Source organism: Rhodococcus sp. NS-SX18 (assembly GCF_057367935.1).
Window position 1 is genome coordinate 4,825,052 of the sequence record NZ_CM170633.1, and the last position, 12,733, is coordinate 4,837,784.

At 69.4% G+C, this 12,733-nt stretch carries 13 protein-coding genes; 8 read left to right on the forward strand and 5 right to left on the reverse strand.

All coding sequences use genetic code 11. The features are described 5' to 3' along the window. Positions 1–62: 62 nt before the first annotated feature. The 3 genes from AC2IPW_RS22075 to AC2IPW_RS22085 all read left to right on the forward strand — a co-directional run bounded on the left by AC2IPW_RS22075 (position 63) and on the right by AC2IPW_RS22085 (position 3,023). Positions 63–800 (forward strand): TetR family transcriptional regulator, encoded by a 738-nt coding sequence (locus AC2IPW_RS22075; protein WP_003934861.1) that lies wholly within the window; start codon positions 63–65, stop codon positions 798–800. Positions 801–957: 157 nt separating this feature from the next. After that, positions 958–2,115 (forward strand): acyl-CoA dehydrogenase, encoded by a 1,158-nt coding sequence (locus AC2IPW_RS22080; protein WP_003934862.1) that lies wholly within the window; start codon positions 958–960, stop codon positions 2,113–2,115. A 59-nt stretch (positions 2,116–2,174) separates the two neighbouring features. Beyond that, positions 2,175–3,023 carry a 3-hydroxybutyryl-CoA dehydrogenase gene (locus AC2IPW_RS22085; protein WP_289381160.1) on the forward strand — a complete coding sequence of 283 codons (849 nt, stop codon included), beginning with the start codon at positions 2,175–2,177 and terminating at the stop codon, positions 3,021–3,023. A gap of 132 nt (positions 3,024–3,155) precedes the next feature. Here AC2IPW_RS22085 and AC2IPW_RS22090 read toward each other — a convergent pair whose 3' ends face one another. The 3 genes from AC2IPW_RS22090 to AC2IPW_RS22100 are packed head-to-tail and all read right to left on the reverse strand — an operon-like array spanning position 3,156 to position 6,099. After that, a complete protein-coding gene (locus AC2IPW_RS22090; protein WP_486375692.1) occupies positions 3,156–3,755 on the reverse strand; it encodes a GTP pyrophosphokinase in 600 nt (199 codons plus the stop codon). Next, positions 3,727–5,061, reverse strand: coding sequence for an MFS transporter (locus tag AC2IPW_RS22095; protein WP_486375693.1), 1,335 nt, complete (start codon positions 5,059–5,061; stop codon positions 3,727–3,729). The genes AC2IPW_RS22090 and AC2IPW_RS22095 overlap by 29 nt, the downstream gene beginning before the upstream one ends. 42 nt (positions 5,062–5,103) lie before the next feature. Further along, the gene (locus AC2IPW_RS22100; RefSeq protein ID WP_486375694.1) at positions 5,104–6,099 is read right to left on the reverse strand and encodes an aldo/keto reductase; all 996 of its coding nucleotides are present in this window, start codon (positions 6,097–6,099) and stop codon (positions 5,104–5,106) included. 130 nt (positions 6,100–6,229) lie between these two features. On the opposite strand from AC2IPW_RS22100, the gene AC2IPW_RS22105 reads away from it, so the two are divergent. Together AC2IPW_RS22105 and ilvD are read left to right on the forward strand one after the other, a co-directional pair. Further along, a complete protein-coding gene (locus tag AC2IPW_RS22105; protein WP_003934867.1) occupies positions 6,230–6,799 on the forward strand; it encodes a TIGR03086 family metal-binding protein in 570 nt (189 codons plus the stop codon). A 95-nt stretch (positions 6,800–6,894) separates the two neighbouring features. Next, complete coding sequence (ilvD, locus tag AC2IPW_RS22110) at positions 6,895–8,589, forward strand: dihydroxy-acid dehydratase (protein WP_193788793.1); 1,695 nt, start codon at positions 6,895–6,897, stop codon at positions 8,587–8,589. A 54-nt stretch (positions 8,590–8,643) separates the two neighbouring features. Here ilvD and AC2IPW_RS22115 read toward each other — a convergent pair whose 3' ends face one another. Both AC2IPW_RS22115 and AC2IPW_RS22120 read right to left on the reverse strand, forming a co-directional pair. Beyond that, the gene (locus tag AC2IPW_RS22115) at positions 8,644–9,006 is read right to left on the reverse strand and encodes an ArsR/SmtB family transcription factor (protein WP_054373779.1); all 363 of its coding nucleotides are present in this window, start codon (positions 9,004–9,006) and stop codon (positions 8,644–8,646) included. 98 nt (positions 9,007–9,104) lie between these two features. Continuing rightward, positions 9,105–10,250 carry an MBL fold metallo-hydrolase gene (locus tag AC2IPW_RS22120; protein ID WP_486375695.1) on the reverse strand — a complete coding sequence of 382 codons (1,146 nt, stop codon included), beginning with the start codon at positions 10,248–10,250 and terminating at the stop codon, positions 9,105–9,107. A gap of 171 nt (positions 10,251–10,421) precedes the next feature. On the opposite strand from AC2IPW_RS22120, the gene AC2IPW_RS22125 reads away from it, so the two are divergent. The 3 genes from AC2IPW_RS22125 to AC2IPW_RS22135 are packed head-to-tail and all read left to right on the forward strand — an operon-like array spanning position 10,422 to position 12,709. Next, the gene (locus tag AC2IPW_RS22125; protein WP_054373774.1) at positions 10,422–10,931 is read left to right on the forward strand and encodes a DsrE/DsrF/DrsH-like family protein; all 510 of its coding nucleotides are present in this window, start codon (positions 10,422–10,424) and stop codon (positions 10,929–10,931) included. Positions 10,932–10,950: 19 nt separating this feature from the next. Then, complete coding sequence (locus AC2IPW_RS22130) at positions 10,951–11,184, forward strand: sulfurtransferase TusA family protein (protein WP_486375696.1); 234 nt, start codon at positions 10,951–10,953, stop codon at positions 11,182–11,184. A gap of 4 nt (positions 11,185–11,188) precedes the next feature. Beyond that, a complete protein-coding gene (locus AC2IPW_RS22135; RefSeq protein WP_486375697.1) occupies positions 11,189–12,709 on the forward strand; it encodes a 4Fe-4S dicluster domain-containing protein in 1,521 nt (506 codons plus the stop codon). The last annotated feature ends 24 nt before the right edge of the window (positions 12,710–12,733 follow it).

Genomic DNA, 12,733 nt, shown 5'->3' on the forward strand with positions numbered 1-12,733 from the left:
CGCCGTCGGTCCGGCGGCGCGGCCGTTTCGACTTCGATGCGGCGGATTGGATACTGAGAACCATGGCACTCGGTCCCGACTCCGCCCGCCGCATCGACGCGACCGGCCCCGATCCCGCTCAGTTCCGGGTGCACGTGGTGACGCAGGCGATCCGCCTGTTCTCCGAGTACGGCTACGAGTCGACCACCGTCGAGCAGATCGCGTCGGCCGCGGGGGTGTCGCGCCGGACCTTCTTCCGGCAGTTCCGCTCGAAGGAGGACGTGATCTTCGCCGATCACGAGTCGCTGCTCGAGCAGGTCGCGCGGTACCTGTCGGGGCACTTCGCCGATCCGTGGGCGGCCACGGCCGAGGCCGCCGAGCTGGTGTTCGGGCACTTCCGGGACAAGCGGGAGCTCGCGGTGTGGCGGTACCGGGTGGTGCAGCGGGTGCCCGCGCTGCGTGAGCGGGAGCTGGTCACGACGTACCGCTACGAGCGGCTGTTCACCGACTACCTGCGTTCCGCGGTGCCGTCGGAGTCGGGGGTGCGGATCGTCAGCTTCGCGGCAGCGATGACCGCGACGCACAACTTCCTGTTGCGCGCGATGATCCGCGGCGACGAGTCCGCGACGGCGGAGGAACTGCGCCGCGCGCTGCTCGAGGTGCGACGCTCGTTCGGGGTCGCACCGGGGCAGAGCGAGGCCCCCGGCGTCGCTGCCGCCGCGGACGAACGGGCGATCACGGTGGTGACGTATCCGCCGGGCACCCCGCCGGCGGAGGTCGCCCGCCGGGTGCAGGCGCAGCTCGAGGCGGCACCGGACTGACGCCGGGTGAACCTCCGACCCGCGCAACCATTGACTTGGCACTGAGTGCCGTGCTTCACTTGATGCAATTTCATGACGTCGCGCGCCCTACGTCCGATAGGGTGGATGCGACACCAACTCAGATACTGGCACTGCGTGCCGATAGGAGTCCGCCGTCATGGCCTTCAACCCGGAGTTCGGTCTGTTCAAGCTGAACGAGGAGCACGACGAGCTTCGCGCCGCGATCCGCGCGCTGGCCGAGAAGGAGATCGCGCCCTTCGCCAAGGACGTCGACGAGAACTCACGCTTCCCGCAGGAGGCGCTCGACGCCCTCAACAAGTCCGGCCTGAACGCGATCCACGTGCCGGCCGAGTTCGGTGGCGACGGCGCCGACTCCGTCGCCACCTGCATCGTCATCGAGGAGGTCGCCCGCGTATGCGGCTCGTCCTCGCTGATCCCCGCCGTGAACAAGCTCGGCACCATGGGACTGATCCTGTCCGGGTCCGACGAGCTCAAGGGCAAGGTGCTGCCCGACCTCGTCAAGGGTGAGATGGCGTCGTACGCCCTGTCCGAGCGTGAGGCTGGCTCCGACGCCGCGAGCATGCGCACCCGCGCCAAGGCCGACGGTGAGGACTGGATCCTCAACGGCTCGAAGTGCTGGATCACCAACGGCGGCAAGTCCAGCTGGTACACCGTCATGGCCGTGACCGACCCCGACAAGGGCGCCAACGGCATCTCCGCCTTCATGGTCCACAAGGACGACGAGGGCTTCGTGGTCGGCCCGAAGGAGAAGAAGCTCGGCATCAAGGGCTCCCCGACCGCCGAGCTGTACTTCGAGAACTGCCGCATCCCCGGCGACCGCATCATCGGCGAGCCCGGTACCGGCTTCAAGACCGCCCTCGCCACGCTCGACCACACCCGGCCCACCATCGGTGCGCAGGCCGTGGGCCTGGCGCAGGGCGCGCTCGACGCCGCGATCGCCTACACCAAGGACCGCAAGCAGTTCGGCAAGTCGATCTCCGACTTCCAGGGCGTGCAGTTCATGCTCGCCGACATGGCCATGAAGGTCGAGGCCGCCCGGCTGATGGTGTACACCTCCGCGGCACGCGCCGAGCGGGGCGAGCCCAACCTCGGCTTCATCTCCTCCGCGGCCAAGTGCTTCGCGTCCGACGTCGCGATGGAGGTCACCACCGACGCCGTGCAGCTGTTCGGCGGCGCCGGATACACCACCGACTTCCCGGTCGAGCGCATGATGCGCGACGCCAAGATCACCCAGATCTACGAGGGCACCAACCAGATCCAGCGGGTCGTCATGTCCCGCGCGCTGCTGCGCTGACCCTGCGACAGTAAGTTCACCCTGGTCCAACCTTCGTAACGAGGAGAATCCCCGTGGCAGTGGAATTGATCGGCGTGGTCGGTGGCGGCACGATGGGTGCCGGCATCGCCGAGGTGTGCGCCAAGGCCGGCAGCGACGTCATCGTGCTCGAGACCAGCGAGGAGTTCGCCGAAGCGGCACGCAAGCGCGTCGCCGGCTCGATCGGCAAGGGCGTCGCCCGCGGCAAGATCACGCAGGAGGAGGCCGACGCCGCCGTCGCGCGGGTCCGCGTCACTACCGACGTCTCCGACCTCGCCGACCGCGACCTCGTCATCGAGGCGGCGCCCGAGATCGAGTCGCTCAAGGTCGACATCTTCACCAAGCTCGACGCGGTCGTGAAGCCGTCCGGCATCCTGGCGACCAACACCTCGTCGCTGCCGGTGATCAAGATGGCCCAGGCGACGTCGCGTCCGGGTCGGGTCGTGGGTGTGCACTTCTTCAACCCGGTGCCGGTGATGCCGCTGGTGGAGATCATCTCGGCGCTCACCACCGAGGAGGAGACCGCGAACGCCGTCTTCGACTACGTGAAGAACACCCTCGGCAAGACGACGGTCCGCGCCGGCGACCGCGCCGGCTTCATCGTCAACGCGCTGCTGATCCCGTACCTGACCTCCGCCGTGCGGATGCTCGAGTCGGGCTATGCGACGAAGGAAGACATCGACGCCGCGATGAAGGGCGGCTGCGGCTACCCGATGGGCCCGCTCACCCTCATCGACACCGTCGGCCTCGACATCACGCTCAACGCCGCCCAGTCGCTGTACGACGAGTTCGCGGAGCCGCACTACGCGCCGCCGGCGCTGCTGCGCCGCATGGTCGACGCCGGCCGTCTCGGCCGCAAGACCGGCCAGGGCTTCTACAGCTACAACTGAGCCCCACAGCACGGACCCCCGTCGAATCTCCGGCGGGGTCCGTGCTGTCGCCGTCCCCGCGCGGGGTAGTGCTGTATGCGCCCGTAAGTACCCGCGCGACAAGGTTTTGCGCGCGCAGGTGCACGGCCGGCCCTAGGCCGGCGGCGCCTTCTCCTGCGCCCCGGCGATGCGGTCCTCCATGCGCCGGTGCAGAGCGCCGATCCGCGAGTCGAGGTCGCGGGCACGCTCGGCCGCCGCGCCCAGCTCGTCGAGCATCTCCGGCGGCAGGTGATCGGCGAATCCGGTGTGGAGCCGGGTCGCCACGAACTCCCACGATTCCATGACCCCGGTGCGGATCTGCACCTCGACGCGCACCGCACGCACACCGTCCGACCGTGCCACCGGGACCTCCACGACGAGGCACAGACCCCGGTACCCGTCGGGACCCGCGCGTCTGATGTAGTCCCGGGCCTCCACCACCCGCACGTCCCGCCGGACGGCGAGCAGATCCCGCAGCCGGTACACGTCGGCGTTCACTCCACACGTGATGCGGATTCCGGGGAGCGCGGACGCGTCACCGGCCGTCCACGACTCGACGTGTTCGATCGGGTCGTAGCCGTGACGATCGACGAACTCGTCCCGCACGATTCCGACCTTGGTCCGCAGGTCCTCCAGGGCGAATCCGCCGGACCTGCCGACACCGGCCGGACCCCGCCGGGGGCTGTCAGTCCGCTCGGGTCCGATCCCCGTCATCGCCAGCCTCCTCGACGCGCGTCGGCGAATCCGCCGGCCCTGCGCGACGACCGTCGCGCAGCACCTGCCGCAACGTCCGCGGCGATACGCCCGCCTCGCGGCGAGCCTTGCCGCGGGTGACGAGCACCCCGACGATCGCCACGACCCACACGGGATACTGCGCCAGCCAGGCGACCCGGAACGCCTCGAAGGTGTAGCCGCCGAGACGCTGCAGGATCACCCCCATCGCCTGGATCACCAGCAGGGATGCCAGGAATCCGCCGATGTTGACCATGCCCTGGGCGGTGCCGAGCGCGGTGCTCGGGTTGAACGTCCGCGCATAGTCGAATCCGATCATAGACCCGGGCCCGCCCACCGAGATGGTCACGATCAGGAGGACGAGCAGCCACATCGGGGCCGGCGCCGGCAGCAGCAGCACGATCGTCCACATCACCGCGTTGCTCACCATGATCGACAGCACCAGCCACGAGCGGTGCAGCGGGAACCGGCCGCTGAGGATCCCGAGCACCGGGCCGGCCGCGATCGCCGAGACCACGGAGAGGGTGAGCAGCGACCCGGCCGCCGCCGCGGACAGTCCCTGCGCCGACTGGAGATACGGCACGCCCCACAGCAACGCGAACGTGGTGATGGAGAATTGGGTCCCCATGTGGGTGAAGAACCCCAGCCGCGTCCCCGGCCGGCGCCACACCACCCCGATCTGCGCGAGCACCTGCCGCATCCCGGCAGCCTCGGTCCGCACCACCACGCCGGGCGGTGCATCGCGCACCACGGCCACGGCGAGCACGCACGCGAGCACACCGAGAGCCGCAGCACTCGCGAAGGCCGCGCTCCACCCCGCTCCGTTCAGGATCAGCACGAACGGCAGCGCCGAGAGCACCTGCCCCAGCTGCCCGAGGATTCCCGTGAGCTGGGAGACCAGCGGCACCCGGCGCACGTCGAACCACACCGGAACCAGGCGCAGCACCGAGATGAACGTGAGCGCGTCGCCCGCGCCGACGAAGACCCGGGCCGCGTAGGCGGCGGGCAGGGATTCGGTGAACGCCAGGACCAGCTGCGCCGACGCCATGATCGCCGCACCCGAGGCGATCATCACCCGGGACCCGAACCGGTCGAGCAACACCCCGGCCGGGATCTGCATGCTCGCGTACACCACGATCTGCAGGACCACGAATCCGGAGAGCACGGCCGGAGTGATGTCGAAACGTTCGGTGGCCGCGAGACCGGACACGCCGAACGACGTGCGATGCATGACGGCCACGACATAGGCGAGGACACCGACACCCCAGACCCACCACACCCGTTTCATGATGAAACGACTTTACGCGGCGACGGGTCTACCGGCCGGTAGTCATTCGCGGCCCCACGACACCCAGGTCGGGTCCGCGGCCCGTCCACCGACGACGGTGTCGGCGAGGGCGTCGAGCCGGACGAGCTGCTCGTCTGTAAGCCGCACGTCGAGTGCGCCGGCGTTCTCGGTGACGCGTGCGGCGTAGCGGCTGCCCGGGATCGCGACCGACGGCAATCCGAACTGCCGTGCCTTGGCGTCGAGCCACGCCAGCGCCACCTGGGCGACGGTCGCCCCCGCCTCGTCGGCGACCGCGCGCACCGCGGCCCGCACCTGCAGGTTGGCGGGCAGCGCGTCGGCGTCGAACCGGGGGAAACGCCGGCGCAGATCCCGGTCGCCGATCTGTCCGGCGTCGAAGTCGTCGGTGAGCAGGCCCCGGCTGACCGGCGAGTACGGCACGAATCCGATGCCCAGCTCGGCGGCCGTGGGCACCACGTTCTTCTCGACGTCGCGGGAAACGATGCTCCATTCGGACTGGATCGCGGAGATCGGGTGCACGGCGTGCGCGCGCCGCAGCTCATCGCCGGTGGCCTCGGACAGGCCGATGTGCCGGATCTTGCCGGCCTGCACCAGCTCGGCGAGGGCGCCGACGGTGTCCTCGACCGGCACGTTCGGGTCCACGCGATGCAGGTAGTACAGGTCCACGCTGTCCACCCCGAGCCGGCCCAGGGACTCGTCGATCGCCCGCTTCGCGTACTCGGGGCGACCGTCGATACCGCGGTTGCCGGTCCCCAGCGCGCCGACCAGACCGAATTTGGTGGCCACCTGCACTTCGTCGCCGCGGTCCTTCAGCAGCTTCCCGACGACCCGCTCGCTGGTGCCGTCACCGTAGACGTCGGCGGTGTCGACGAACGTGATGCCGAGATCGACCGCGTGGTGCAGCGTGGCGAGGGCCTCGTCGAGGTCGACCGGGCCGTAGGCGGGCGAGACGGACATCGCGCCGTAGCCCTGGGCACTGACGGTCAGACCGGGGGCGAGGGCGACGGTGGGGATGGGCATGAATTCTCCAGTGCATGTCGGACGAACGGGATGCGCGCCGGGTGCGCCCGCTCGATCCTTCCGAACATCGGCATCCGGCGCACGTCCGGGAAACCCGGTGCCGTCGCCACCACCCGCCTACGCTGAGTCCATGTCGTACGACTGGCTCGAATTGCAGCGCATCGCCCGGCAGGGTTTCGAGAACCGGCTCTCGGCGGTCACCGACTGGTCCGCCCCCACCCCCGACACCGAATGGGACGTCGCCACGCTGGTCCGGCACGTGGTGGACGAGCAACGGTGGGTGCCGCCCCTCCTCGCCGGGAAGACGATCGCCGAGGCGGAGGCCGATCTCCTCCCCCTCGGCGACGACCTGCCGGCCGAGTGGGACCGGCACGCGGTCGACGCGTCCGTCGCGTGGGCGTCCACCGATCCGGACAGACAGGTGCACCTGTCGTACGGGGTGGTCCCCGCGCGGGACTACCTGCGACAGCAGGTGAGCGACATCGCGATCCACACCTGGGATCTGGCACGGGCCGTGGGCGCCGACGAAACCCTCGACCCCGATCTGGTGGCGGCGGTGTGGGAGGACCTGCAACCGCAGCGCGACATGCTGGGCGCGAGCGGGCTGTTCGCGCCGCCCGTCCCGATGCCGGACGACGCGCCCCTGCAGGACCGGTTGCTCGCGCTGACCGGACGCGACCCGCGGGGAGCAGCGCGATGACACCCGAGCCGGAGGCGAGCAGTGTGACCGAGCCGGAGGCGAGCAGTGTGACCGAGCCGGAGGCGAGCAGTGTGACCGAGCCGGAGGCGAGCAGTGTGACCGAGCCGGACGTCAAGCCGCGCAGCCGCGACGTCACCGACGGACTGGAGAAGACCGCCGCGCGCGGCATGCTCCGCGCCGTCGGCATGGGCGACGACGACTGGGACAAGCCGCAGATCGGGGTGGCCTCGTCGTGGAACGAGATCACCCCGTGCAACCTGTCGCTGGATCGGCTGGCGCAGGCGGTCAAGGACGGCGTGCACGCCGCCGGCGGCTACCCGCTCGAGTTCGGCACGATCTCCGTCTCCGACGGCATCTCGATGGGCCACGAGGGGATGCACTTCTCGCTCGTCTCACGCGAGGTGATCGCCGACAGCGTGGAGACCGTCATGCAGGCGGAACGGCTCGACGGGTCGGTGCTGCTCGCCGGATGCGACAAGTCCCTGCCCGGGATGCTGATGGCCGCCGCGCGTCTCGACCTCGCGGCCGTCTTCCTCTATGCGGGATCGATCCTGCCGGGCGTCGCGAAGCTGTCCGACGGCTCCGAACGCGACGTGACGATCATCGACGCCTTCGAAGCGGTCGGCGCATGCGCCCGGGGACTGATGAGCCGGGAGGACGTCGACGCGATCGAGCGGGCCATCTGCCCCGGCGAGGGCGCGTGTGGCGGCATGTACACGGCGAACACGATGGCGAGCGCAGCCGAGGCGCTCGGTATGTCGCTGCCGGGCAGCGCGGCCCCGCCGGCGACGGACCGCCGTCGCGACGGATACGCCCGCCGCAGCGGCCAGGCCGTGGTGAACCTGCTGCGCCGCGGCATCACCGCCTCCGACATCCTCACCAAGGAGGCATTCGAGAACGCGATCGCCGTCGTGATGGCGTTCGGCGGGTCGACCAACGCGGTGTTGCATCTGCTGGCGATCGCGCACGAGGCGCGGGTCGAGCTGACGCTGGACGACTTCTCCCGCATCGGTGCCCGGGTTCCGCATCTGGCCGACGTCAAGCCGTTCGGCCGGCACGTGATGAAGGATGTCGACCACATCGGCGGAGTCCCGGTGATCATGAAGGCCCTGCTCGACGCGGGCCTGCTGCACGGCGACTGCCTCACCGTCACGGGGCGGACCGTCGCCGAGAACCTGGCCGAGATCGCCCCGCCCGATCCGGACGGCAAGGTGCTGCGCGCACTGGGCGAGCCCATCCATCCCACGGGTGGCATCACGATCTTGAAGGGCAGTCTCGCGCCGGGCGGGGCGGTGGTGAAGTCCGCCGGATTCGACGAGTCGGTATTCGAGGGCACCGCCCGGGTCTTCGAGCGCGAGCGGGCGGCGATGGATGCCCTCGAGGACGGCACGATCACGGCGGGCGACGTGGTGGTGATCCGGTACGAAGGCCCGAAGGGCGGGCCGGGAATGCGGGAGATGCTCGCCATCACCGGCGCGATCAAGGGCGCCGGGCTCGGGAAGGACGTGCTGCTGCTCACCGACGGCCGGTTCTCCGGCGGCACGACGGGACTGTGCGTCGGGCACGTGGCGCCGGAAGCCGTGGACGGCGGTCCGATCGCGTTCGTCCGCGACGGCGACCCGATCCGACTGGACGTCGCGAACGGCACCCTGGACGTGCTGGTCGACGAGGACGAACTCGCGTCCCGCCGGCAGGGGTGGGAACCGCTGCCTCCCCGGTACACCCGCGGGGTGCTGGCCAAGTACACGAAGCTCGTCGGGTCGGCGTCGGGCGGGGCGGTCTGCGGCTGAACCGAGTTGCGGTTCCGTCGGGGCGGTGGCGGGTCGGCCTTTCGCGACGACCCTCTACAGATCGAGTCCGAGGTCGACTTCCCGGCTGTCGATGGCGCGCCGCAGCATCGCTTGGTCGGCCAGGTCCTCGGCCAGGAATTCCCGCAGCAGATCCACCGCCTGCACAATCTTCCGGCTGCGCAGCGAGTAGAAGACGTTGTTGCCGGAGCGTCGCGCGTTCACGATCCCGCGCTCGCGGAGAACGGACAGATGCTGGCTGGCGTTGGACTGACTGAAGCCCAGCGCCTCGCACAGGTCACCCACGCTGAGTTCGCCGTCCCGGAGTTCGTTGATGATGAGCAGTCGCTTGGGGTCGGCAATGGCCTTGCAGACTCGGGCGTGGAGTTCCTGCAACTGTGCCGCGATGTCCTGTTCCATCACCCCTCCGAGCGTCGGATGCCGATTATAAGTGCGCGGCAGCGGCGCCCCGGATCACGCCGGCCCGGCACACGACGGCGCCGTCGGGGCCGTGCCCCTCAATGGGCGGCCTTCAGCGAGGTGGCTGCCGCACACTGGTTGCGGCCCACGTCGAGGACCTCGAGTTCGTCGTCGGCGGGGGTGAGTTGTCCGGAATTCACGCGACGGATCGTCTCGTAGGTGTGCGGGGCGGCGGGCAGCGAGTTCACGATCTGCTCGACGAAGCGTTCGACGGCGTGCTCGTTCAGCAGGGTGGCGGTGAAGACGTCCTCCAACGTGGTGACGACCAGTCCTTCGGCGTTGATCTCGTCGCTGCTCGACCAGTGGGCCGGGGCGATCGTCGTTCGTGGGTCGAGGGGCCGCAGCCTGTCGTGCACGCTGCGGAACAGATCGCGCGCCAGTTCCTCGGCCCGGCCGGTCAGATCGGGCCGGCCGAGCCCTCGGACGAAGACGGTGTCCCCGACGAGCAGGACCGAATCGCTGACCAGAAGTGCCGTCGTGCCGGGGGTGTGGCCCGGCAGGTGCATCGTCATGGCCCGGACGACAGTCGACCCCAGCTCGAGTTCGTCGCCGTCGATCAGCGGCCGATTGGGGAACGGGACGGTGCCGCCGGCATCCTCCGGCGGCAGGTGGTACTCGGCATCGAGTCGGGCTGCCAGTGCGGGGCCACCGCTGACATGGTCCGCATGCACGTGGGTGTCCACGACATGCGCGATCGAAATATCCTGCATCCGAGCGAGTTCCAGGTACGAGCCGGTCGATCTGGCGGGGTCGACGACGAGGCCGCGACCGCCGGGCACGCCGACGAGGTACGACAGGCACGCCTTCGCCGGTCTCTGGAACTGCCAGATGCGCACGTCGCCCGGCAGTCCGGTGATCTCGACGGGAACGAGAAGCCGGTTCCACGCCTCGGTGCCGCCCGCGAGGGAGCGGGTGCGCACGCCCAGCGTCTCGAACTCCTCGGCGACGAGTTCGGAGCCGTTGCCCTGTCCGCAGACGACGACGGCGCCCGCCCGCGTGACGGCGGCCTGTTCTTCGAGTTCTTCCATCATGCGGTAGACCGGGACGTGACGGGTGGGCACGGGCCGGGGTCCTTCGATCCTGCCGGCCCGGAAATCCTCGGTGCTGCGGATGTCGAGGATCTCCGGGACGGTGCCCTCCTGGAGCTCGCGAAACAGGTCCAGGGCGGTGACGATATCGGCCACGTGTCCTCCCAGGGACGAAACGGGCGGGTGGTCCGCACACCCCGTGGGACGATTCTCCGAGCCATCTTGCGGTATGCGCATACACGAATGTAGTGTTCTGGATCACATATAGCAACACTCCGCGCGAAGGCCGGACGAGGCCTCCCCCGGCAACCACGAAAGGGCCGGCGCATGTCGGACAACCCGCAGCGTGACGTCGACGACGCCCCGGACAGCATGACGATCGTGGCCTGGAGCGGCGATCTGGACAGAATGTGGCCGACCCTGATCCTGAGCTCCACCGGCGCCGCCTACGGCATGTCCACGACGATCTTCTTCACCTTCTGGGGACTGTTCCCCCTGGTTCGCGACGACGTCCGGATCACCGGCACCGACGCGATGACCAAGGCGCTGGCCGGTATGAACCGGCCGGGAATGCGGCATATGAAACTGTCGAAGCTCCACCTGGGCGGCGCCGGGCCCTGGATGATGAAAAGACTTGCGCGCCAGAAGAATGTGGCCCACCCCGCCGAGCTGGTCGAGATGTGCACCGAGCTGGGCGTGAATCTGTGGCCGTGCGAGATGACCATGGACCTGCTGGGTCTTCGCCACGACCAGCTCATCGAAGGAGTGGGCGAGCCCGTCGGCGCCGCCACCGCACTCTCCGCCATGAGCAGGTCCCGTATCAGCCTCTTCATCTGACCGAACCCAGGAGCGGACCGTGGACTACCAGATCGACGTCGTCGTCGATGCCAAGGGACAGAAATGCCCGATGCCCGTGCTGCTCGCCTCGCGCGCGATCAGGAAGCTCGGGTCCGGGCAGATCCTGCTCGTCGAGGCCACCGACAGCGGATCGAAACGCGACATCCCGTCGTGGGCGAACGACACAGGAAACGAACTGCTGGAGAACAACAGCGAAGACGGCGTCCATCGTTACCTCATCCGGAAGAAGTGAGACGGTGCGCTACGGCTTCGCGATCGATCAGCGCACCTGTATCGGCTGCCACGCGTGCACGGTTGCCTGCAAGACCGAGCACGAGGTGCCGCTCGGTCAGTTCCGGACGTGGGTGAAGTACGTCGACTCCGGAGAATTTCCGCATACCACAAGATCTTTCGGGGTGATGCGCTGCAACCACTGCACCGACGCACCGTGCGTGAAGATCTGCCCCACCGGCGCGCTGTTCAAACGCGACGACGGGATCGTCGATTTCGACAACGAGCGCTGCATCGGCTGCAAGAGCTGCATGCAGGCGTGCCCCTACGATGCCATCTACATCGATCAGGACACCCACACCGCGGCGAAGTGCAACATGTGCGCGCACCGCGTCGACAACGGCATGGAGCCGGCCTGCGTCGTAGTGTGCCCCACCCACTCGATCTGGGTGGGCGACCTCGACGATCCGGCCAGCGGCATCGCCACCCTGGTCAGCACGCATCGGACCGCCGTGCGCTCCCCGGAACAGAACACCGGGCCGAACGTCTTCTACCTCGGTGCCGACCGGGCGGTCCTCGACCCCCTGGCCGCACCGGTCGCCGACAGCTACATCTGGGCCGAACCGGACGCGCACCGACGGGAGATCGCCGTCGACCTACCCAGAGACCCCACGACCAAGGCGCGCACCACGCTGAACACGGCCCATCCGCGGCCGTGGGGATGGCGCGTGACGACTTACCTGTGGACCAAGGCGGTCGCCGCCGGTGCCCTCGCCGTCGCGGGACTGGCGCACATTCTCGGCATCGACCTGGGATGGCTGGGCGACTACGCGGCGCCCGTGGTGGCCATGGTGGGCGCGACGCTCACCGGAGTCCTCCTGATCTGGGACCTGAAGCGGCCCGAGCGTTTCCTCTACATCTTCCTCGAATCCAACTGGTCCTCGTGGCTCGTGTGGGGCGCGTACGCGCTGGCCGCCTCCGGCGGGGTCGCCGCCCTGTGGATTCTTGCCGCCCTGCTCGAATGGAACTGGGCGGCAACGACACTCGCCTGGGCAGCCCTGGCCTCGGGCGCGCTCGTCGCCGGCTACACCGGGTTCCTCTTCGGGCAGGCCGAAGGTCGCGACCTGTGGCAGTCCCCGCTGTTGTTCTGGCACCTGCTGGTCCAGGCCACCATGGTCGGGACCGGGGCGCTGCTCGTTCTCGCGCCGTTCGCGGGCCTGTCCGACGGAGCGGTCGCCTTCCTCGTACGCGTCTTCGTGCTCTCGACCGTGCTGCACCTGCTGATGCTGGGCATCGAGTACTCGGGCAGGCATGCGAGCCGGCAGGCGACCGTGGCCGCGCACATCGTCACCCGCGGCCGCTACGCCCGGCTGTTCCGGCTGGGGGCGATCACCCCGGCAGCAGTGGCGGCCGCGCTGGCCGCCCCGTCGTGGAACGGCTCCGCCGGTGCCGCCCTCCTGGTGGCTGCCGGCCTGCTCGTGCAGATCGCGCTGCTGGCTTACGAAACGGTGTTCGTCCGGGCGGGTCAGGACCCGCCCCTGTCGTGAGCGGCCCACCGGGCACCCGACCAC

Bases quoted from the DNA above. Each gene is read 5' to 3' on its own strand.
- AC2IPW_RS22100 (WP_486375694.1), bottom strand. From the start codon at position 6,099: ATGCCCATCCCCACCGTCGCCCTCGCCCCCGGTCTGACCGTCAGTGCC.
- AC2IPW_RS22125 (WP_054373774.1), top strand. From the start codon at position 10,422: ATGTCGGACAACCCGCAGCGTGACGTCGACGACGCCCCGGACAGCATG.
- AC2IPW_RS22095 (WP_486375693.1), bottom strand. From the start codon at position 5,061: ATGAAACGGGTGTGGTGGGTCTGGGGTGTCGGTGTCCTCGCCTATGTC.
- AC2IPW_RS22090 (WP_486375692.1), bottom strand. From the start codon at position 3,755: ATGACGGGGATCGGACCCGAGCGGACTGACAGCCCCCGGCGGGGTCCG.
- AC2IPW_RS22075 (WP_003934861.1), top strand. From the start codon at position 63: ATGGCACTCGGTCCCGACTCCGCCCGCCGCATCGACGCGACCGGCCCC.
- AC2IPW_RS22080 (WP_003934862.1), top strand. From the start codon at position 958: ATGGCCTTCAACCCGGAGTTCGGTCTGTTCAAGCTGAACGAGGAGCAC.
- AC2IPW_RS22115 (WP_054373779.1), bottom strand. From the start codon at position 9,006: ATGGAACAGGACATCGCGGCACAGTTGCAGGAACTCCACGCCCGAGTC.
- AC2IPW_RS22105 (WP_003934867.1), top strand. From the start codon at position 6,230: ATGTCGTACGACTGGCTCGAATTGCAGCGCATCGCCCGGCAGGGTTTC.